Below are 19,849 nucleotides of genomic sequence, written 5' to 3' on the forward strand. Positions count from 1 at the left end.
ACCAGAAAGTAAGAGAAAGCCTCCAGCCCTCAGCGTGAGGACTGGGCAATCCTTTCGATCTCTTCCTTCTTGCTGTAGGCGAAGCTCTTCGGGTCCCTGTTGGCGGCGGCGATTATTTCCTCGGCGAGTGCCTGGGCGTAGCTGGTCTTGTTGCGGTAGCACTTGGCGCTCGCACCGAGGGCGAGGTTCTTGAGGGCTATGTCGAGCCTCCTGAGCGGTGAAACGTCAACGGCCATGTGGTAGCGGATTCCACCGAAGGCGATGGTGGTGGTGTCCTCCCTCGGGGAGGAGTTCTCAAGGGCCCTGACGAGAACCTGTATCGGGTTCTGCTTGGTTCTGCGCTCGATGATCATGAAGGCCTCCTTGACGACCTCGTAGGCCTTCATCTTCTTGCTCATGAGGGAGCGGCTCTCACGCCTCATGAAGTGGCCGCCGACCTTGTGGCCGCTGGCGCCGCTGCGCATGACCTTGTTGATGAGCCTCTCGACGATGTGAACGTTGGCCTTGCCGAAGGACTTCTTGGCGTGCCTTCCGTGGCTGTGCGGAAGGATCCTCGGCTCCAGGTTGATGTAGGGCCTGAGGGACGGGTCGTTCACGACGACGTCCTCAACGCTCCACCTGCCCATGACCTTGAGCTCCTTAGGCTGATAGAACCTCTCGGTGATTGCCTTGGCCATTCACTTCACCTCCTCGGCTTCTCCTTCCTTCCCTTGACGAGCTCCTTGAGGGAGACCCTGTTGACCTTGACGACCTTGTACCTGATTCCCGGGATATCACCGACGGAACCACCCTTTGGACCACCGATTCCCTCGATGATGACCTCGTCGTGCTCGTCGATGTGGTTGATGGCACCGTCACCGGGGGTGAAGGCGGTAACGACCTTACCGTTCTTGATGAGCTGAACCCTGACGGCCTTACGCATGGCCGAGTTCGGCTGCTTTGCCTCGACGGCTATCTTCTCGAGGACGATGCCCTTGGCCTGCGGGGCACCTCCAAGCGGGTCGCTCTTCTCCTTGAGCCTGAGGACTCTCCTCTTGTACCTGATGTCGCTCCAGCGGAACTTCTTCCTCTTGAGCTTGAGCTTCCTTCCGGCAAACTCTCCATACGGGGCCTTCTTTCCAGCCATGATCATCACCTCAGATTATGACCACATCGTGAATGCCGTGGTGTCTCTCCATCAACTCTTTCACGAGGTTGATGTTCTGGCCGCCCTTTCCGATAGCCCTGGCCTTGTCGCGGGGCCCGATGTCGAGGAGGGCGACCTTCTTACCATCACGCTTCTCAGTGATGTGGACCTTTTTAACCTTAACCCCGAGGCTCTTATAAATGTTCCTCAGGAACTCTTCGGGGTTCTCCGAGTGCTCGATGAGCTCTATCTCCTTTCCGAGCATGTTCTGGACGCGCTTGACGTTGGCTCCCTTCTTTCCGAGGGCCAGTCCCATCTCGCCCTTCTTGATGACGTATATGAGCCTGTTCCTGTTGGCGTCGATGAGGCAGTCCATTACCGTCGCTCCGGTCATGCTCTCGAAGAGGGCTATGAACTTGATCTGGTCGGTGTTGAGCTTGAGCGGCATTACTCCTTACCCCCAGCCAAGGCCAGTATCCTGCTCTCACCGGGGTCGATTATCGCGAGGGCCGAAACGGTGTGCGGCCTTCCGAGGAGGGTTCCGAGCTCGACGCTGGTTCCCTCGAACTCGTAAATCGGTATGCCGCTGAGCTTGGCGTAGTAGAGTATGTCCTCCTTTATGTCCGGCCTCGCGTTCCTGGCCACGATAATCATCTTGGCGCCGCCCATCTTGGCGTACTGGATGGCCTTCTTCGCTCCCATGATTATCTTTCCGGTGTCCTCTGCCTTTCTAAGCTCGAATGCGAAATCAACCATACATCACACCTCCCTACTCCCTTTTCGGTCTCAGGGGGAGATTCATTGCCAGTTTGACCATTCCGGTTCCGACTGGAACCGGCTGCCCTATCAGCACGTTCTCCACGACACCGTTGAGGGGATCCTCGTCACCCCTCTCAGCGGCCTCGAAGAGGTGCTGGGTGGTTATCTCGAAGGCGGCCCTGGCAAGCACGCTGGCCTTCTCCCCAACTATACCGTGCCTGCCTATGGGCAGTATGACGCCATCGAGCGTCATCATGTCGGCGACGAGCATGATGTGCCTGACGTCAACCTCAAGACCCTGCTCGCGCATCGTGTTCACTATTTCCTCTATGATGGCGTTCCTTGCCGCCTCAATGCCGAGCACGTCGGCGATCTCCCAGATGTTGTTCGTCCTGGTTCTCGTGGGGTCAACGCCCGGAACCTTCAGCACCTGCTTGAAGTTCGAGCCCTCGGTGTAGATGACGTACTCGTCGCCTTCCTTTCTTATGATGGTCTTCCCGACGCCCGACAGGCCTTTAAGGCGGTGCTTTTTAACCTTTTCGGCAAGTCTTCTGAGGTCGGAGAGCTTTCCGACCTTCTTGGGCCTCATAATGAGCGTGTATCCATCAACCTCGAACTCGGCGCTCTTGAAAGAGCCCTCGAGCTTCCTCTGGACCTTCTCCATGTCCAGACCGGCCTTCTCAAGCCTCTCCAGGTCTATGTCAACGACGAACTCGTAGTTGAGTATGTCGATGCTCATCTCGCGGGCGAGGTTTTCCAGGGTGGTGCCTTCGATCCTCCTCGCGACCTCGAGGGCCTTCTCCCTGTCGTAGCGGTGCTTCTCGTCGAGGTAAACGGTCATGATCGGGGTGGACGGGTTCTTCCTCGCGTCGACAATCTCGATGATTCTCGGCAGACCGAGGGTGACGTTGATCTCCGCGACACCCGCGTAGTGGAAAGTGTTGAGGGTCATCTGCGTTGAGGGCTCACCTATGGACTGTGCGGCAACGGTCCCTATGGCCTCTCCCGGCTCGACGAGGGCGTTCTGGTACTCGCGGACGGTCTCCTCGATGATGGCCTCTATCTCCGCCTTCTTGAGCTTGTACTTCTTATTGTACTCGACCAGCTTGTTGTAGAGCTCCTCCCTGAGGTTCTCCGGGAGGTCCGCCTTGTCCACCAGGCTCTTGATGGTCTTCGCTGCGACCATTTCACTCACCTCCCCTCATCTTGACGAGGGTTCTAAGGATGACCCTGTCAACATCAACGGTCCTGCCCTGCCAGCTCTTCATCGGGTCGATGCCGTCCTCACCGTACTTGAACTGGACGATGATTCCGGTCGGGTCTCTGACCGTTCCGTCGTAGTCCACCTTGAGGTCCTGGAGGGCGTTGATGAGCCTGCGCTGCATGTAACCGCTCTGGGCGGTTCTAACGGCCGTGTCAACCAGTCCCTCACGTCCACCCATTGCGTGGAAGAAGTACTCCTGCGGGGTAAGGCCGCTCTTGTAGGAGTTGGTGACGAATCCCTTCGCCCTCGCGCCGAGGTCTTCCGGCTTGAAGTGCGTGAGAACCCTTCCGCGGTAGCCGCGGTAGAGACGCTTTCCACGGATGGACTGCTGACCGAGCATAGCGGCCATCTGGGTGATGTTGAGCATCTTACCCCTTGCTCCGGTCTTGGCCATGATGACCGCGTGGTTGCCCATACCGAGGTAGCGCTCGGCGACCTTACCGGCGTTGTCACGAGCCTCGGCGAGGACAGCCATGATGTTGCTCTCGAGGGTCTCCTCAAGGGTCTTACCCGGCAGCGGCTCAAGCTCACCGTTCTTGTAGGCCTCTATGAGCCTGTTGACCCTCTCCTCCGCCTCGCGGATTATCTCGTGAATCCTGTCGAGGGCCTCGCTCGGAAGGTCCTCATCGTCTATGGCGGTGGTGAAGCCCTTGTGGGTGATGGTCCAGATGGCCAGCTTGGTGACCTGGTCGAGGAACTGCCTCGCCCTGTCAACGCCGTACTCCCTCACTATGAGGTCGAGAAGCCTTCCGTCCTCCCTTCCGTAGGCCTTCTTGTCTATGGCACCGCTGAGGAGCTTTCCGTTCTGTATGTAGACAAAGCCGTCGTAGGCGAGCTCTCTAACTTCCTCCGGGTCGGGGACGAGCTTCTCCTCGATGAGCTTTTCGAGTGCCTCACAGCGCTCCGGCTCGTCGCAGAGCTTGTTGCGGTACCAGATTGTGAGATCCTCCGGCAGGACGAGCGAGAAGATGGTCTTTCCGCTCCAGAGTTCAACGCCGTTCTCCACCTTGTCCGGTGCCGGGAGCTCACGGATGTCGATTCCCGCGAACATGAGCATCTGCTCGACCTCTGAGCGGGTGAAGTAGGCACCCTCACGGGTGAGCAGGTAGCCGCCGGAGATGTGGTCCTGGATTCCAGCGATGAGCGGGCCTCCGTACCTCGGCGAGATGATGTGGTTCTGGACCTCCATGAGTATCCTTGCCTCAGCCTGCGCCTCCTCGGTCTGCGGTACGTGGAGGTTCATCTCGTCACCGTCGAAGTCAGCGTTGTACGGCGGGCAGACCGAGAGGTTGAGGCGGAAGGTTCTGTACGGCATCACCCTGACGCGGTGGGCCATGATGGACATCCTGTGCAGCGACGGCTGCCTGTTGAATAGCACTATGTCGCCGTCCATGAGGTGCCTCTCGACCGTCCAGCCGAGGTCGAGCCTCTCGGCGATGATCTCGAGGTTGTTCTCCATGAGGCGTATCCTTCTTCCCTCCGGGTCTATGACGTAGTTGGCGCCGGGGTACTTCTCGGGCCCGTTGAGGACCATCTTCCTGAGCTTCTCGAAGTTGAACTCTGTGACCTTCTCCGGGACTGTGAGCTCCATGGCGACGGCCATCGGCACGCCGACCTCGTTGATGCTTATCATCGGGTCGGGGCTGATGACCGTACGGGCCGAGAAGTTGACACGCTTACCGCTGAGGTTTCCACGGAAGCGGCCCTCCTTGCCCTTCAAACGCTGGGAGAGGGTCTTGAGGGGCCTTCCGCTCTTGTGCTTGGCCGGCGGAATGCCTGAGGTCTCGTTGTTGATGTAGGTGGTAACGTGGTACTGGAGGAGGTCCCAGAGGTCCTCGATGATGAGCTGCGGCGCACCGGCCTCTATGTTGGACTTGAGGCGGTTGTTGATACGGATTATGTCAACGAGCTTGTGTGTGAGGTCGTCCTCGGCACGGATGCCGCTCTCGAGGGTGATGGACGGTCTCATGGTAACCGGTGGAACGGGCAGGACCGTCAGTATCATCCACTCGGGCCTGGCCTTATCGGGGTGAAGTCCGAGGAGAGGTAAGTCCTTGTCCGGTATCTTCTCGAGCCTGTCCCTGACCTCGCTCGGCATCATCCTGTGCCTGTACTCGTTACCCTCCTCGTCCTTCCTGAGCTCCCAGTAGATGGTCGGTCTCTCGAACTTGATCGGGAACTGCGGCGCTCCACAGTGCGGGCAGACCATTCTCTCCTTGGCCTTCTTGTGGATCTCCTTGATGAGCCTGTCCTTGGCCTTCTTCCTGTCTCCCATGACCTCGAACTTGTGGGTGTACTCCTCTATCTCCTCGTCGGTGAGCTTTATCCTTCCGCACTCGCGGCAGGTGCTCTCGAGGACCCTGTGGATGGTCTTGGCGAATCCGACGTGGACTATCGGCCTGGCAAGCTCAACGTGGCCGAAGTGGCCCGGACAGTCGCCGGCCCTTGCCCCACAGGTCTCACAGCGAAGTCCCGGGTCAACAACACCCAGTCTTTTGTCCATGAGGCCGCCTTCTATTGGGTAGCCGTCGTCGTCATAGGTGTCGGGGACGGTAATCTCGGCCGCGCTCATCTTTCTGATTTCCTGGGGTGAGAGGATACCGAATTCAATACTTCCGATGATCTTCTTCATCGACTGCATGCTATCACACCCTATCCGTTATCTTGAGGGACGGCCTTATTCCCATAGCCTTCAGCTCGTCGAGCAGCAGCTTGAAGGCGTAGCTCATCTCCACCCTGCTGATTCTCTCTTCCTCTCCACAGACCGGGCAGTAGACCTTTCCTCTGCGCTTGTCCTCGAGTGCCAGGTGTCCGCAGCTCTCACAGACCCATACCTCGGTCTTGTCGCTCTCCTCAAGGAGCCTCTCTATGAGCAGCATCGCGGCGCCGTGTCCGATGAGGACGTCACGCTCCATCTCACCGAACCTGAGACCACCTTCCCTGGCCCTTCCCTCGGTCGGCTGCTTGGTGAGAACCTGCACCGGACCCCTGCTCCTCGCGTGCATCTTGTCGGCGACCATGTGGTGGAGCCTCTGGTAGTATATGACACCGACGAATATGTCCGCCTCAAGGCGCCTTCCGGTTATGCCGTCGTACATGACCTCCCTGCCGCTGTGTTTGAATCCAAGCTCCTCCAGCTCCTTCCTGAGCTTCTCCTCGGGCTCGCCAATGAACGCGGTTCCATCGACCCTCCTTCCGGTGAGGGCGGCGACCTTTCCGCCGATGGCCTCGATGAGCTGTCCGACGGTCATACGGCTCGGGATACCGTGCGGGTTGACTATGAGGTCAGGAACGATTCCGCTCTCGGTCCAGGGCATGTCCTCCTGCGGAACGATGAGACCCACGACACCCTTCTGTCCGTGCCTCGATGCGAACTTGTCTCCGAACTCCGGGATGCGGAGGTCCCTGGTGGTCACCTTGACGAGTTTGGTTCCGTCGCCGGTCTCGGTGATGATAACCTTGTCAACTATACCCCTCTCGCTCGGCCTAACGGTGACGCTCGTCTCCCTTCTCTCCTGGAGGATTATGCCTCCGAGGCCGCTCTGCTCCTCGAGGAACCTCGGCGGTGAAGTTCTGCCGACGAGAACGTCCTTACCCGTGACCTTTGACTCCGGGAAGATTATACCGTCCTCGTCCAGGTGCCTGTAGTACTTCTCGCCGAGATAGCCCTGTATGGTCGGGTCGGGAACCTCAAAGCGGTCGGTCTGACCGCCGAGGTAGCGCTTCTCCTCGGCCTCGTATGTTCTGAAGAAAGTGCTCCTTCCAAGGCCGCGTTCGATGGAGGCCTTGTTCATAATGATTGCGTCCTCCATGTTGTAGCCGCCGTAGCTGAGGACCGCGACCACGAAGTTCTGACCGGCCGGCCTCTCCTCGAAACCGACGGCCTTCATGATGCGTGAGTTGACGAGCGGAACCTGCGGGTAGTGCATGAGATGTCCGCGCGTGTCCACCCTTATCCTGAAGTTGGCGGCACCAAAGCCGAGGCTCTGCTTGGCCATACCCGCTCCGTAGGTGTTACGCGGGGCGGCGTTGTGCTCCGGGTACGGAACGAGCGAAGCCGGGATACCGAGTATCGCGGCCGGCATGAGCTCGAGGTGGGTGTGCTCCTCCGTGACCTCCCAGGGCCATGTGGCGACGAGGGCGTTCTCCTCCTCTTCCGCGTCGAGGTACTCTATGACGCCCATCTTTACCAGATCGTTCCAGGTCAGCGTTCCGTTCTTTATTCCCTCGACGTGCTCCTTGGTGAGCTTCGGCTGCCCGTTCTCGACGATGATGAGCGGCCTCCTGACGCGGCCGTCATCGCTGTTGACGTATACCTCCCGAACCTCCTCGTCCTGGTATATCGCCACGTTGATGACATCGCTTATCTTTCCGCTTCTCCTGTCGCCCCTTATCCTGCGGGCGAGGGACTCCCCATCCTCTATGGTCCCGATGAGGACTCCGTTGAGGTAGAGGCGCCAGAGTTCTGGGCTCGGGCGGCGTTCTTCGATGGAGACAACGCCAAGCTTCTTTAGATACTCTCTAACTTCCTCCTCCGGGATGCCGGTGGTTATCTGGGACATCAGGGAGAGGTTCTTAACTAGACCACAGTTCGGACCTTCCGGCGTCTCTGTCGGACAGATCCTTCCCCAGTGGGTTCCGTGAAGATCACGCGCCTCGAAGTGGGGCTGATCCCTGCTGAGCGGGGAAGTGACACGCCTGAGGTGAGAAAGGGTTGACATGTAGTTGGTCCTGTCGAGAAGCTGGCTCACACCGGTCCTTCCGCCGGGCCAGGCACCGGTCGCGAGAGCGTGCTCGATCCTCTCGCTGAGGACATCGGGTCTTATCGAGTTCCTCACAAACCTCTGGATGTTCTCGAAGGTGTAGCGCTCGCCCTTCCTCTGGTAGGTCTTGGTCATCTGGTACTGCATGTCCTTGACGAGCTGGCCGAAGGCGACGCGGAAGAGGTCCCTGAGGAGGTCTCCCGCCAACTTGAGCCTCTTGTTGGCGTAGTGGTCCTTGTCGTCCTCACCGCGGAGGCCGAGCGAAAGCTCGAGAACCTTGAGGGCCATCATGCCGAGGTAGTAGGCCTTGGCTTTTCTCCTCTCGGGCTCGACGCCCATGTGTGGGAGGAGGTTGTTGTCTATGATGTGCTCCGCCCTCCTGAGCCTGTACTCCTTCGGCTGGCCGGGCAGGGAGAGCTTTCCGATGTAGTCGAGCGCGTCCTCCTGGTTCATCACGTCGCTGGCGTCCTCGAGGTTGTCGAAGAGAACCTGCTGTATCCTCGGGTCGTCGCTCACCGCCTCGACGATCTCCTTATCGCTCAGAAGGCCGAGGGCGCGCATGACGTAGACGAACTTAACCGGCCTGGGGACGTTCGGTATGTTCACGTAGAGAATTCCGTCCTTTCTCCTCTCTACCGTTATCAGCGCCCTGTAGCCGTGCCTGTATGAGAAGACCTTTGCGATTATCCTGTTCTGCCTCTCGTCGCGCTCAACGAGGGTCTTGTTCGGGGCGAGGTCCTCAATGGAGACTATAACCCTCTCCGAGCCGTTTATGATGAAATATCCTCCCGGATCCTTTGGATCCTCACCGAGCTTGATGAGCTCCTCGTCGCTGAGGCCGTAAAGCCTGCAGGCCTTGGACTTGAGCATTATCGGGAGCTCTCCAATGCGGACCTCGACGGCCTCCTGCTCGATGCCCTTGATGACCGGGATGAGCTCGAGGTAGAGCGGTGCGGAGTACGTGAGGTTCCTTATCCTGGCGTCCATCGGGTAGAGCGGCTTCCTCTGTCCCTGGGCCTCCTGGAACTCGGGTTCGCCCAGGCGTATTTTACCGAACTTAACCTCGAAGTCCGGAATATCCGGCTTCAGTCCGCCGAACTCGTATATGACCTGCTGCATTCCACTGTCAATGAAAGCGTTGTAAGAATCAAGGTGCTGTCTTACAAGTCCCCTCTCCTTCCAGTAGGCGTCCATAACGAGCCAGAGGTCGTCAGGAGTAACATCCACAACGGTTGGTCCTCTCGATGCCATAATCTCACCTCGCAGAATCAGTCCTCCACCACAAGGCGGTAGTAGTGGTAGTAGCCCGCCGTTGGGCTTTTCCTTTTGATCTCAAGGATATCGCCCGGCTTTGCCCCAAGGGCCACGACAGCAGGGTCCGAAGCCTTGATCTGCGGAAGCTGGGAGATCCTGATCCTGTACTTCCTGAGGAGCTCCTCCTTCTCCTCTTCGCTCAGTATTCTGTGTTCGGGAACCAGCTCATGCGTGAATATATCAAACTCTTTTTTCGTCGCCACCGAGAATTGCCCCCTTTAACATTTTTTAAGAACGATTATCACTACCTCACACCTGCGGGTTTCGGTATATAAGCTTTTCGAGTGGTATCTGGCCAGTAGGGGTTTATATCGGTTGCGTAAAGTTTAAGAACCGTTTTCCATGCCGAAAATCTACTCTGATGCACTTCTATGTCCATCATTATGGGGAAAGGCTTATAAATGTTTGTCGTCGGTTCGATGTTTGAACTTTCTAAAAAACTGCCTGATGCCCGAGATCTGCTGTAATTTTGACTTTATTTATACCAGAATGATGGCATAATGTGGCTGATTAACGGGTTCATCTGTCATATCTGGCCAAAATACGGGTAAAATGTGGTCAGTTTTTTGTGCGAAACAGTGGTCACTGGTGCTTTTAAATGTCCAATATAGCTTTAAAAGGCCTTGTATTGTGGATCAGAATGTTTTTCACCGCTCACAGTACGAACCCGCTTGAAAAACCGGTGTTTTGTTTGTGAGGGAAACTTTTGAGAAAGGAGCTACGAACTTTGATTAAACTCTGCGGGACTGTCGTTCCCTGCGTCAGGCAAAGCCCGACGCCACGCAGCCGAACAAACTTTGCAGAGCAAAGTTTGACCAAAGAACACCCTTCTCAAAGAAAGGCAAAAATTAGTCGTGCACTAAAGAACTGGATAATTTTAAGCGGGATTTAACATAAAAGGAAGCTTTTCAGAGCAGTTTCAACTTACCATTGGCGCCTTTCGGGCGCCTTCTCAAAGAGAAACACTCACCAAGCAAGCTTTGCTTGGCAAAGCTTGACCAAAAATGTTTTGCTGGTTAAAAGCCTGAAAAAACTTCGTGCACTTTAAAACGGACGATTCTGTTGGGATTTACTCTTCTAATTGCCCTCTTGCGAGTGTTTCACTCTTCAAACGGCGTCCGGACGCCACTAACAAGGTTAAAACTGCTTGATAGAAGATTATCCGAGAGCCAAACCCTGTTGAGACATGGAGTTAAAATATCGCACGACCTCAAGGGCACGGCACCAAACACAGTCAGAACTTTTTGATGAAACTTGCTTGCGCAAAGTTTCAATGGTGGGCCCGGGGGGCTTTGAACCCCCGACCACGCGGTTATGAGCCGCGCGCTCTGACCAGGCTGAGCTACGGGCCCACGGGATGGCGCCGCCGCCCGGACTCGAACCGGGGACCGCCGGATTAACAGTCCGGCGCTCTACCGACTAAGCTACGGCGGCACGACCCAATGTAGGGAATATGGAGGGGATTTATAAATCTTACGGTGCTCCCCAATGAAGGATGTCGGTCATTTTTGTGGAACATGGCGCGAGAACCGGCTGCGAAAACTTTATATTTTCCCCGGGGAGTCTTTAAACCGTGCCCCGGTAGCCTAGCCTGGCGGGGCGGCGGACTTGTAATCCGCCGGTCGCGGGTTCAAATCCCGCCCGGGGCTCCATTCTAACAAACTTCGTCTTCGCGAAGTTTGATCAAGGTTCGTAGCCCCTTCTGGAAGTGTTAATTTTCAAGTGGTTTCTCATTATCGGAGCGTTTAACACGGAGAACAACTCTAAAATACTCCCGTACAAGGGGTTTGCTTTTTTGACGCCCTTCGGGCGTCTTTTGGAGTTAAACCCCTTCAACAGGAACACCAAAATGGTTCTCACCTGAAACGTTGGCCTTGAGTTGAGAAACCACCTTTCCAAAGTGCAACTTGGAGAAGAGCTACGAACTTTTCGTGAAACTTTTGGAAACGCTTTTTGACCAAAATTCGTCGGATAAGTTGCTCGCTTAAAACCTCTGTGTATTGTGTTGGGGGTGAGGAGGCATGAACCTCAGCTCGTCGTGAAGATGGTCCGGCTCTGGTAGTCAGCTTCTATGAGAACCTCTATTACGTCCTCTTCACCGTAGCGTATCTCCCTCACCGTTATCTCCTTCTTGACACGGCCTTGTACAACGGCCTGGTGAACCTCTTTGGGGAGCTCCTCGGTTACCGGGATTATTCCGCCCTTCACGTATATTCCCGCTAGCTTGCCCCTCTGGAGGAGGAACCCCCTCACTGGGACAACGTACTCATCAAATCCAACCTCATATCCGGTGTTCTCAACACGTCCGACCCCAACTGTCATATGAATCACCCATGTGTAAGTTTTCTATTACATATTTGTGCCCTTCCTTTAAAAATCTTTCTGGACAACATCGGGGATAAGGAAATAGAAAAGGCACCTCAGTAATCAATCTCGCCTTTCTCCCTCAGCTGGAGGTACATTCTCCAGCTTAAGATGGGCTTTTTGGCCGCCAGAACGTCGTCCACCCTTCCAACGGCTGCGTTGTGGGGGGCCCCTTTGACGGCCTCTGGATTGGTGTAGGCTTCCTCGCTGATGCGTTTGAGAGCCTCGATGTATGCGTCCAGTTCCTCTTTGCTGGTCGTTTCGGTGGGCTCTATCATCAGGGCCTCGTGGACTATCAACGGGAAGTATATCGTCGGTGCGTGCATTCCGAAGTCAAGGAGCCTCTTGGCGACGTCGAGGGCCTTAACGCCCGCCTCCTTCTTCATGGGCTCGGCGCTGAACACCACCTCGTGCTTCCTGAGCTCCTTGTGGGGCAGCTCGTAGCCCCTCGTTCCCTTCAGTTTCCGGGTGAGGTAGTTGGCGTTGAGAACCGCTATCTCGCTGACCTCCCTGAGGCCTTCCCTGCCCATTATCTTGAGGTAGGTCAGGGCCCTGACCATCACCGCGAAGTTGCCGTAGAGCTCCTTCACCTTGCCTATGCTCTTCGGCACGTCGTAGTCGAGGTAGTAGCGATCGTTCTCTTCATCGTAGCCCACGAGCGGAACCGGCAGGTAGTCCTTGAGGAAGTCCTTGACGCCGACCGGCCCGCTTCCCGGTCCACCGCCGCCGTGCGGGGTTGAGAACGTCTTGTGGAGGTTGAGGTGGACTATGTCGAAGCCCATGTCGCCGGGTCTGATCTTTCCTAGCACCGCGTTGAGGTTTGCACCGTCGTAGTAGAGCAGGCCACCGGCTTTGTGGACTATCTTCGCTATCTCGAGTATCTCGTCCTCGAAGATGCCGAGGGTGTTGGGGTTCGTGAGCATCAATCCGGCCGTTCTCTCGCTCACCGCGCTCTCAAGGGCCTCCAGATCCATCGTTCCCTCCTCGGTCGAGGGAATTTCGATGACCTTGAAACCGGCCATGGCGGCACTGGCTGGATTGGTTCCGTGGGCCGAGTCAGCAACGAGCATCTCGTCCCTCTGTGGCTCGCCGTTGTCGAGGTGGTAGGCTCTTATTATCGAAACGCCCGTGAACTCGCCGTTCGCCCCAGCCGCCGGCTGAAGGGTGAAGCGGTCCATTCCGGTTATCTCCTTGAGCCACTGCTCCAGCTCCCACATTACCCTTAGAGCGCCCTGGACGGTTCTCTCGTCCTGGTAGGGGTGAACGTATGCAACCCCCGGGTGTGAAGCTATCTCCTCGTTTATCTTTGGGTTGTACTTCATGGTGCACGAGCCGAGCGGGTAGATGCCGGAATCAACGCCGTAGTTCATCTCGCTCAGGCGGGTGTAGTGCTTTACAACCTCCGGCTCGCTCAGCTCCGGAAGGTCCAGCGGGCTTTTTCTTTTGAGCTTCTCGGGAATCTCAACCTCCACATCCTCGATGGGGGCCGGCATCGTGTAGCCAACCCTTCCCGGCCGTGATAGCTCGAAGATGAGCGGTTCGTCCCATTTAGCCTGGCGGAACATTCAGGCCACCTCCTTGAGGGCATCTATAAGGGCATCGACCCATTCCTTTCTTGTCGTCTCGGTCGCGGCGAAGAGGACTCCCTCACCCAGCTCGGGGAAGTGGGGTTTGATGTAGTAACCACCGTGAATGTTCCTCTCAAGCAGCTTCTCATGTATCCCGTCGTAGGGCTTCTCGAACTTGACCAGGATATCTTTGAAGTTGATTCCCTCGAACGGAATCTCAGCGACCTCTGAAAGCCTCTTCTTAAGGTAGGCGGTGTTCTTGAGGATGACCTCTCCGAGCTCCATCAGGCCCCTTGGACCGAGGCTCGCGAGGTGTATTGCCGCGGCAACCGCCACCAGGGCCTCGTTTGAGCATATGTTTGAGGTCGCCTTGGCGCGCCTTATGTGCTGCTCCCTGGTCTGGAGCGTCATCACAAAGGCCCTCCTTCCGTCCGCGTCTCTGCTCATTCCGATGATCCTTCCGGGCATCTGGCGGATGAGCTTTTTGTCATTCCTGACCGCGAAGATTCCCGCCCTTGGACCTCCGAAGTTCATCGGGTTTCCAAAGTAAGCGGCCTCACCGACGACGATATCCGCCCCGAGCTCTCCCGGCGCCTCCACTACGCCGAGGATCGTTGGGTCGGCGCCGACTACGAAGAGCGCCCCTGCCTCGTGAGCTATTTCGCCGATTTCCCTGAGGTTCTCCTCAATCAGTCCGAAGAAGTTGGGTACCTCAACGTAAACACCTGCCGCACCGTCGGCGGCTTCCTTGAGCTTCTCCATATCAACCTGTCCCCTCCCGTCCCAGGGCACCTCGGCTATCTCCATACCCGGGCCCGCGGTATAGGTTCTGAGAACGGCCTTCTTCTCGGGGCTTAGGGCTTTGGGGATGACGAACTTCTTCCTTCTGGTAACGCGGGCGCTCATCAGCGCCGCCTCTGCCATCGCCGTGCCCCAGTCGTACATCGATGAATTGACTATGGGGAGACCCACGAGCTCGGCTATCATGCTCTGGTACTCGAAGAGGGCCTGGAGCATCCCCTGGCTTACCTCCGGCTGATAGGGGGTGTAAGCGGTTAGGAACTCGCTCCTTTCGATGAGGTACTTCACGTGCGCGGGAACGTAGTGGAAGTACGTCCCGGCTCCGAGAAAGCTGGGCATCTCAAGGGCGGTCCTGTTCTGACCCAGGACTTCGTTAAGCTCCCTGAAGACCTCATACTCGCTCTTTCCCTCGGGCAGGTTGAACTTCTGGACCATGCCCTTCGGGACGTCGGAGAAGAGGTCCTCGATCGACGTGAATCCGATCTCTTTCAGCATTTCATCCCTGTGCGCCAGGTTTGGAAGGTAGTGCCTCCCCATGCCTATCACCTTCTGAGCTTTAAGATGCTCGTTGAAAGTTGGGCAGGGGGAATATATGTTTTGTGCCCAAGAGCTGGGGAGAACAGGATGGACGTGCATGAACAATAAAATGGAAAAGATCAGCTGGTAACGCCGACGTCCTCAAAGAACTTCTCCATGAGTCCGGCTATGGCCCTTATGTCGTACTGCATGGTCTCGTAGACCGCCCACTGGACGAGGCTGTACTCCCTGCCGTCGAGGGTCTTGAAGCCACTCGGGGCGTTCACGTCAAAGTTGGCGTGGAGCTCGATGTTCCTTATGGCCCAGCCGTCCACGTCGTCGTCGAGCCAGTCGTCCTTGCTCACGTAGGTGTAGATGTAGACGGTGTCACCCGGAACGGTGACGCTGGTATCGACGAGCGGGTTCGGGTCCTGGGCGTAGCGGGCTATGAGGTTCCAGTTCTTGTCGTAGATCTCGACGTAGCCGAGGGTCTTGAAGTAGGCGTTCTGCATGTCGATGTCCTTGAAGACGATGGTTATCGAGCTGGCGCCCTTGAACTCGAGCTTGAGGACGCTCCAGTCGCCCTTCTTGAGGGTCCTGGTCCAGAAGTAGCTTCCGAGGTGGCCGCGCTCGCTCCAGAGGTTGATGTCCTTGCCGGTCGAGTAGAGCATGTATCTCCAGGAGTTGTGGGCGATGAGGTCGGCGTAGGCCCAGGCGACGCCGTTGGCGAGGCTCATGTGGCCGTTCTCGTTGTCGGCTATGTAGATGTCGTAGCCGGAGATGAACCGCTGCTTCTCCTGCGGAATCTGCCACCACTTTATCGGCGTGAGGTCGAGGGGAACGCGGTCGTTGAGTATGTCGTCGGCGACGGTGGGGGAGATGTCATTCTCAACGAAGTCGTGGGCGTTCTCTATGTACTTGAACTGCTCGAGGTCCTCGAAGAGGGCGGGGGTGGTGTGTGCCACCAGCATGCTCATGTCCTCGAGTATGTGAACCGCCCTGCCGAGGTAGAGCATGGCCTCCTCCCTGTTGCCCTGCTTCCAGAGCTGAACCGCCTGCTCGTAGAGCTTCTGGGCCATGTCGGCTCCGGAGCTGTCACGGTCGCCGAAGAGGTCAACGGTGATTAGCTCCGAGTGATCCATAGGGTCGTGGAAGTGGTACTGGCTCTGGAGGGTGTAGGTCTTCCCGTTGAACTCTATGCTCCCGCCGCGCCAGTCCTCGTCGTAGGCTCCGTAGAGGAGCTGGTCCTGGTACTGCATGAGGATCGAACCGAGGGTTGGGTTGTTCCTGTAAACCGCCTGTATGGCCTTGTAGGTCAGCTTCTGGTGGACGTTCATGGGGTTGTCGAGGGTCGGTCCGTCGGTCGGCCAGGCGCTCACGAGGCCCAGCCCACCGAGGACGAGGAGAACCAGAAAGACGGCCCCTACCTTCCTCATTTTATCACCCTTTTGTTTTTAGATTCTATTGGAAGTGGACATGCAGCACTATGGGAGAATTAAAATTTAAAACTTTTTTGAGTTACGTGGGTTATACCCTGGGAATTTTCTGTATCTTATCGTGCTGTTGCAACCGTATAATATTTCCGTTGTTTGGGGCAACGCTTAAATTTGGCTTCCCCTTCGGGGTATGGGGGTAGCCATGATAATAGCCTTCGACTTCGATGGAACGCTGGCTGACACCTACACCTGCATCGAAGAGGCGTTCAGGCGGGCCCTGGAGAGGCGCTACCGATGGCTCCCGGGGAAGGCACTGTGGGCCAAGCTGCTGACTAAAATCGAACTCCAGTTTGAGAGGCCTGCCTTCGGGAAGCACAAGAAAAAATCCAAACCCCCGTTCTTCCTGCGCACGAAGTTCTTCGAGACCTGGTTTGAGGAGAGGGCCGAGCTCACGAAGCCCATTGACGACTCCATCGAACTGCTGAAGAAGCTCAGGGAGGATGGCCACGTGGTCCTCTCCTTCTCGGCGGAGGATTTCATCGATGGCATGAAGGTCAGACGGCTGAAGCGGATGGGCATTTACGACCTCTTTGACGACGTCGTAGTCTTTGGCCACGACATGACAATAGATGAGGCCTTTAAGCTGGTTCGCGAGAAGTACGGGGATGACGTTTTCATCTGGGTGGACGACAAGCCCTGGCGCTTCATCGGTCACGGCGATGAGAACACCGAGTACGTCTGGTACTACTTCCCGTTCACAGCGAGGTTCGTGGAGAAGAACCCCGAAAAACTGGCCCTGATACCCCACCTCCACGTCATAAGGGACCTGTGGAGCATATTCGACGTCATTGAGAACGTTAAAACAAAACGCTGATATGCCCGGAAACTTTTTTAGTTTGAATGTGGAATATTAAGGGTGATGAGGGTTATGCGGAATAAGGTGGTAATCGGACTGCTGGTGATTTTTGCGGTCATGGTCATCCTAGGTGTTGGGCCGTGGTGGGATAACATTATCGGAGACGTCAGCCCACCGCCCCCGAATGTTAGTGCGATTTATCTGGGGGTCAAAAATCCCGATGTCCAGAAGGGCTGGCAGTTCGTCGTGGAAGACTCTATTCTGACGGACTGCATGGTGGCGTACGTATATTCCTTTGACCACCTTGGAAAGCTCACGGTATATGAGCTGGACGGGGGAACGTTGAATTCACTCGGGCTGGATTTTGAAGTCCAGAACTGCACCAACGTCCGGAGGTACGGAGTTCTTGCCGTTAATTTCACGGAACGCCCGGACGTCCTCTCGATCGAAATATGGGTCAGCAAAAGTTCTACTGAGGGAAACGACGTTTACTTCCAGCAACTCGGCAACTGGCGCTTTGTCAACGGCTCTTACATAGGATTCACCGCACCCCCGATGAACGATGATTATGCCCTGATGGACATAGAAAAAGTGCGGGAGCTAATGAATGCCACTGGGATTCGCTACATCAATCGCCGCTGAGGTATTCGAGGGTATCCTCCACAAAACCGTCCCAATCGTCGTCGTTAACCTCTTCGAGTCTAATGGTGAAAGCATCCCCGATGTTCCACCTGATGGCTATCGCTCCCCTTTCGGTTTCCACTACAACAAGCCCGAATGGGGCATCCCCCATCCAGTGATGTTTTGAGAACCCTATTCTAAAACCGCGCTTTCTCAGTTCATCCATGATCAGTTCGTAGGTTTTGGCCGGTCCGTACGGACTCCTTGCAAACCCAATATAGGGCATTTCTACTCACCAATGTTCCATTGGTGGACGGATTTAAAACCTTTTCGGTTCCCTCAACAAAATTTGGGCTGCGAAGAAGAAACCTCACTGACACCGGAACCCCCAGGGAGGCGATGCTAACCTTTTAATACCCCGTGGGGGAGTTATCTCGGGTGATGGAATGAGGAAGCTTTACACTGGTCTGTTCATTGTTCTGGTGGTCTTTGCCGCGGGCTGCATCTCCGGGGGCGGGACGACCCCTGCTCCAACCACGACCACGACGACCGCCGCGAACCTTCCTTTTACCCCCGATGATATGGAAAACGCCATAAAATCCCTTAAGAGCTACGAGTACACCATGCACGTGGACAGCTACAACGGAACAAAACTCGTGGCCCAGCTCTCGAACGAGGGTGCGATTGACTTTGAGAGGAAGCTCAAATCCGTCTCCACCTTCTCGAATAGCTCCGTAGGCGGCGGCTCGTATTATAGGAGCTATTACTACACCACCTCCAGCGGCTACGCAAGCTATTTCGACCGGAACGGCACCGTGACCTGGGAGGCATCGTGCTACGGACCGGGTGAAGGGCCGGATTTCAACTCCACGATCCTCGGCGGGCTCTGGGAGGTCCTTAACATCGATAACGTCAGGGTCATCGAGGATGGAGATTACTATGTTATCTACGCCAATGAGACCGGCGGCACCGCGATTGGGCCCAACGTTACGAACGCATACCGGACCAGAATCGAAGTCAGGCTCACCCGGGACCTGATTCCGGTTGAGATAAAGAAAACCGTCTATTACGAGAAGGATGGCGCCAAGTGGGTTGACGTGATCACGATAGACGTCAGGAACCCCAACGCCGCCGTGGTTGAGCCGCCCGAGGAGCTCGTCGAGTACCTCAAGGCACAGGGTATCGACCTGACGGACTTCCTGAGTGGATGCTAAACCTTTAAATCCCCTTCCCCCATTTTCTTTTGGTGGATCTGCGGTGGATGCGTTCAGCGGTCTGGTGTTCTTTGCGTACGGACCGGCACTGGCGATACTCTGGTACTTCTATCACGCCGACAGGTACGAGCCCGAGCCGAGGAGGTACGTCCTGGGCACGTTCATCCTGGGAGGAACGCTCTCGGTTGGGATAGCGTTCATTCTGGAGAGCTTTCTGACCCTCGGTGGAGCCATTCAGCCTCTCCTGCCCGCGTCTGCATTCTACGTCGCCCTCGTGGCTGGAATAGTGGAAGAACCCGCCAAGGCGCTGGCTATACGCTGGCCATTCAAGGCGGGGCAGATGGATGGGATAATGGACGGCCTCGTCTACGGCGTGGCTGCGGGCCTTGGTTTCGCCGCGACGGAGAACTTCCTCTACGGCCTCGGCTGGGGTCTTGGAGTAACCGTGATGCGCGCGTTCCTCACCCCCCTCGCCCATGCCACGTGGAGTGCCGTGATAGGAGTGGCCTACGGCATGAAGGCGGAGGGCAAAATGACCTCCACGGCCTCGTACTTCCTGCTGGCAATGTTTCTGCACTTCATCTGGGACTACTACGCGTTCATGAGTGCTGGCGTCCCCGCGTACAACATCCTGCTGATATTCTTCATAATCCTGAACCTTGCCCTGCTCCGCTACTTCCTCCTCCTGGGACAGGCGGAGGACAGGAGCAGGCTGTGGTACTACTGGTTCAAGAGGAGGGACGGACTGTGAATGAGCTAGAGGAGGCTCTATTTGAAGCCAGACCTTACGTGGAGTATTATGATCGGCTGGAGAATCTGGTAAAGCGCCTCTGGGAGGAGGCCACCGATAGAGAGAACTTCCTCCAGTTTCTGAACGAGGAGATTGAGCGGGCCGAGGAACCCTTCAGGACGGACCTCAGGATATTCCTGCAGAAGTTTGAGGCGCTGTGAGATTCCATCTCTGGATGGTAACCTTTATAGCCCTCCGTTTTCAAACTTTTTTCGGGGGGTGTGACGAGAAAAACGGCGGTTGTGGCCGCGGTGGCTGTTCTCGTAGTGCTGGCAGTCTGGGTCGTGGTGAAGGCCATCTGTGGGGGACGTCCTCGCTTGCCGACAATCTCACTGAGAAGGAAATCTTCGCCTGCGTGAGCTATGAAAATCAAAGCGCCTTCTGGGGGGTGACCCTCCACGGGACCGTTGCCCTCTCGAACATCAACGAGCCCGTTAGAATCGAGGCCCCCAAGGGA

The 19,849-nt window shown here is 56.4% G+C and carries 18 protein-coding genes and 3 tRNA genes; 6 read left to right on the forward strand and 15 right to left on the reverse strand.

Going from position 1 to position 19,849, the window contains the following annotated elements; translation table 11 throughout:
• Nucleotides 1-29: 29 nt before the first annotated feature.
• The 10 genes from E3E42_RS07405 to E3E42_RS07450 all read right to left on the reverse strand — a co-directional run bounded on the left by E3E42_RS07405 (nucleotide 30) and on the right by E3E42_RS07450 (nucleotide 10,660).
• Entirely contained in the window at nucleotides 30-677 is a 648-nt protein-coding gene (locus E3E42_RS07405) for a 30S ribosomal protein S7 (protein ID WP_167903752.1), read from the reverse strand.
• Nucleotides 678-682: 5 nt separating this feature from the next.
• Nucleotides 683-1,126, reverse strand: a complete 444-nt coding sequence (locus E3E42_RS07410) for a 30S ribosomal protein S12 (RefSeq protein WP_014012380.1) — start codon at nucleotides 1,124-1,126, stop codon at nucleotides 683-685.
• 10 nt (nucleotides 1,127-1,136) lie between these two features.
• Complete coding sequence (locus tag E3E42_RS07415) at nucleotides 1,137-1,574, reverse strand: NusA-like transcription termination signal-binding factor (protein ID WP_167903754.1); 438 nt, start codon at nucleotides 1,572-1,574, stop codon at nucleotides 1,137-1,139.
• Nucleotides 1,574-1,882, reverse strand: a complete 309-nt coding sequence (locus tag E3E42_RS07420; protein ID WP_014012378.1) for a 50S ribosomal protein L30e — start codon at nucleotides 1,880-1,882, stop codon at nucleotides 1,574-1,576. The genes E3E42_RS07415 and E3E42_RS07420 overlap by 1 nt, the downstream gene beginning before the upstream one ends.
• Nucleotides 1,883-1,895: 13 nt before the next feature.
• On the reverse strand, nucleotides 1,896-3,071 hold the full coding sequence (gene rpoA2, locus E3E42_RS07425; protein WP_014012377.1) for a DNA-directed RNA polymerase subunit A'': 1,176 nt from the start codon (nucleotides 3,069-3,071) through the stop codon (nucleotides 1,896-1,898).
• 1 nt (nucleotide 3,072) lies between these two features.
• Nucleotides 3,073-5,790 (reverse strand): DNA-directed RNA polymerase subunit A', encoded by a 2,718-nt coding sequence (locus E3E42_RS07430; protein WP_167903756.1) that lies wholly within the window; start codon nucleotides 5,788-5,790, stop codon nucleotides 3,073-3,075.
• 4 nt (nucleotides 5,791-5,794) lie between these two features.
• Nucleotides 5,795-9,163: a DNA-directed RNA polymerase subunit B gene (locus E3E42_RS07435; RefSeq protein WP_167903758.1), complete on the reverse strand. Its 3,369-nt coding sequence runs from the start codon at nucleotides 9,161-9,163 to the stop codon at nucleotides 5,795-5,797.
• Nucleotides 9,164-9,180: 17 nt separating this feature from the next.
• On the reverse strand, nucleotides 9,181-9,429 hold the full coding sequence (locus E3E42_RS07440; RefSeq protein ID WP_167903760.1) for a DNA-directed RNA polymerase subunit H: 249 nt from the start codon (nucleotides 9,427-9,429) through the stop codon (nucleotides 9,181-9,183).
• 1,071 nt (nucleotides 9,430-10,500) lie between these two features.
• Nucleotides 10,501-10,578, reverse strand: a tRNA-Ile gene (locus E3E42_RS07445).
• 6 nt (nucleotides 10,579-10,584) lie between these two features.
• Nucleotides 10,585-10,660, reverse strand: a tRNA-Asn gene (locus E3E42_RS07450).
• A gap of 141 nt (nucleotides 10,661-10,801) precedes the next feature.
• Here E3E42_RS07450 and E3E42_RS07455 point away from each other — a divergent pair.
• A tRNA-Thr gene (locus E3E42_RS07455) sits at nucleotides 10,802-10,878 on the forward strand.
• Between the two features lie 376 nt (nucleotides 10,879-11,254).
• On the opposite strand, the gene E3E42_RS07460 is transcribed toward E3E42_RS07455, so the two are convergent.
• The 4 genes from E3E42_RS07460 to E3E42_RS07475 all read right to left on the reverse strand — a co-directional run bounded on the left by E3E42_RS07460 (nucleotide 11,255) and on the right by E3E42_RS07475 (nucleotide 15,911).
• Nucleotides 11,255-11,548 (reverse strand): hypothetical protein, encoded by a 294-nt coding sequence (locus E3E42_RS07460; protein WP_148882592.1) that lies wholly within the window; start codon nucleotides 11,546-11,548, stop codon nucleotides 11,255-11,257.
• Between the two features lie 98 nt (nucleotides 11,549-11,646).
• Nucleotides 11,647-13,155: an aminomethyl-transferring glycine dehydrogenase subunit GcvPB gene (gcvPB, locus tag E3E42_RS07465; protein WP_167903762.1), complete on the reverse strand. Its 1,509-nt coding sequence runs from the start codon at nucleotides 13,153-13,155 to the stop codon at nucleotides 11,647-11,649.
• Nucleotides 13,156-14,496, reverse strand: a complete 1,341-nt coding sequence (gcvPA, locus tag E3E42_RS07470; protein WP_167903764.1) for an aminomethyl-transferring glycine dehydrogenase subunit GcvPA — start codon at nucleotides 14,494-14,496, stop codon at nucleotides 13,156-13,158. It lies immediately after the preceding gene.
• A 119-nt stretch (nucleotides 14,497-14,615) separates the two neighbouring features.
• Nucleotides 14,616-15,911, reverse strand: coding sequence for a zinc dependent phospholipase C family protein (locus tag E3E42_RS07475; RefSeq protein ID WP_167903766.1), 1,296 nt, complete (start codon nucleotides 15,909-15,911; stop codon nucleotides 14,616-14,618).
• Between the two features lie 202 nt (nucleotides 15,912-16,113).
• Here E3E42_RS07475 and E3E42_RS07480 point away from each other — a divergent pair, with 202 nt between their 5' ends.
• Nucleotides 16,114-16,785, forward strand: coding sequence for an HAD family hydrolase (locus tag E3E42_RS07480; RefSeq protein WP_167904020.1), 672 nt, complete (start codon nucleotides 16,114-16,116; stop codon nucleotides 16,783-16,785).
• Nucleotides 16,786-16,839: 54 nt separating this feature from the next.
• On the forward strand, nucleotides 16,840-17,409 hold the full coding sequence (locus E3E42_RS07485; protein ID WP_167903768.1) for a hypothetical protein: 570 nt from the start codon (nucleotides 16,840-16,842) through the stop codon (nucleotides 17,407-17,409).
• Here E3E42_RS07485 and E3E42_RS07490 read toward each other — a convergent pair.
• Nucleotides 17,396-17,674 (reverse strand): hypothetical protein, encoded by a 279-nt coding sequence (locus E3E42_RS07490; protein WP_167903770.1) that lies wholly within the window; start codon nucleotides 17,672-17,674, stop codon nucleotides 17,396-17,398. The two genes, E3E42_RS07485 and E3E42_RS07490, sit on opposite strands and share 14 nt — an antisense overlap.
• 160 nt (nucleotides 17,675-17,834) lie before the next feature.
• Between E3E42_RS07490 and E3E42_RS07495 the strand changes: the two genes are divergently transcribed.
• From E3E42_RS07495 to E3E42_RS07505, 3 genes are read left to right on the forward strand one after another with little or no spacing between them, the layout of a single operon-like run.
• Nucleotides 17,835-18,602, forward strand: a complete 768-nt coding sequence (locus tag E3E42_RS07495; protein ID WP_167903772.1) for a hypothetical protein — start codon at nucleotides 17,835-17,837, stop codon at nucleotides 18,600-18,602.
• 43 nt (nucleotides 18,603-18,645) lie between these two features.
• Entirely contained in the window at nucleotides 18,646-19,353 is a 708-nt protein-coding gene (locus E3E42_RS07500) for a PrsW family intramembrane metalloprotease (protein WP_058939831.1), read from the forward strand.
• Nucleotides 19,350-19,553 carry a hypothetical protein gene (locus E3E42_RS07505; RefSeq protein WP_058939832.1) on the forward strand — a complete coding sequence of 68 codons (204 nt, stop codon included), beginning with the start codon at nucleotides 19,350-19,352 and terminating at the stop codon, nucleotides 19,551-19,553. Before E3E42_RS07500 ends, E3E42_RS07505 begins: the two co-directional genes overlap by 4 nt.
• The last annotated feature ends 296 nt before the right edge of the window (nucleotides 19,554-19,849 follow it).

This window comes from Thermococcus sp. JdF3 (genome assembly GCF_012027495.1).
GTDB lineage: Archaea > Methanobacteriota_B > Thermococci > Thermococcales > Thermococcaceae > Thermococcus.

What these genes read in the sequence shown, in the direction of transcription:
- E3E42_RS07405 (WP_167903752.1), bottom strand. Translation starts at nt 677, where the DNA reads ATGGCCAAGGCAATCACCGAGAGGTTCTATCAGCCTAAGGAGCTCAAG.
- E3E42_RS07410 (WP_014012380.1), bottom strand. Translation starts at nt 1,126, where the DNA reads ATGGCTGGAAAGAAGGCCCCGTATGGAGAGTTTGCCGGAAGGAAGCTC.
- E3E42_RS07415 (WP_167903754.1), bottom strand. Translation starts at nt 1,574, where the DNA reads ATGCCGCTCAAGCTCAACACCGACCAGATCAAGTTCATAGCCCTCTTC.
- E3E42_RS07420 (WP_014012378.1), bottom strand. Translation starts at nt 1,882, where the DNA reads ATGGTTGATTTCGCATTCGAGCTTAGAAAGGCAGAGGACACCGGAAAG.
- rpoA2 (WP_014012377.1), bottom strand. Translation starts at nt 3,071, where the DNA reads ATGGTCGCAGCGAAGACCATCAAGAGCCTGGTGGACAAGGCGGACCTC.
- E3E42_RS07430 (WP_167903756.1), bottom strand. Translation starts at nt 5,790, where the DNA reads ATGCAGTCGATGAAGAAGATCATCGGAAGTATTGAATTCGGTATCCTC.
- E3E42_RS07435 (WP_167903758.1), bottom strand. Translation starts at nt 9,163, where the DNA reads ATGGCATCGAGAGGACCAACCGTTGTGGATGTTACTCCTGACGACCTC.
- E3E42_RS07460 (WP_148882592.1), bottom strand. Translation starts at nt 11,548, where the DNA reads ATGACAGTTGGGGTCGGACGTGTTGAGAACACCGGATATGAGGTTGGA.
- gcvPB (WP_167903762.1), bottom strand. Translation starts at nt 13,155, where the DNA reads ATGTTCCGCCAGGCTAAATGGGACGAACCGCTCATCTTCGAGCTATCA.
- gcvPA (WP_167903764.1), bottom strand. Translation starts at nt 14,496, where the DNA reads ATGGGGAGGCACTACCTTCCAAACCTGGCGCACAGGGATGAAATGCTG.
- E3E42_RS07475 (WP_167903766.1), bottom strand. Translation starts at nt 15,911, where the DNA reads ATGAGGAAGGTAGGGGCCGTCTTTCTGGTTCTCCTCGTCCTCGGTGGG.
- E3E42_RS07480 (WP_167904020.1), top strand. Translation starts at nt 16,114, where the DNA reads ATGATAATAGCCTTCGACTTCGATGGAACGCTGGCTGACACCTACACC.
- E3E42_RS07485 (WP_167903768.1), top strand. Translation starts at nt 16,840, where the DNA reads ATGCGGAATAAGGTGGTAATCGGACTGCTGGTGATTTTTGCGGTCATG.
- E3E42_RS07490 (WP_167903770.1), bottom strand. Translation starts at nt 17,674, where the DNA reads ATGCCCTATATTGGGTTTGCAAGGAGTCCGTACGGACCGGCCAAAACC.
- E3E42_RS07495 (WP_167903772.1), top strand. Translation starts at nt 17,835, where the DNA reads ATGAGGAAGCTTTACACTGGTCTGTTCATTGTTCTGGTGGTCTTTGCC.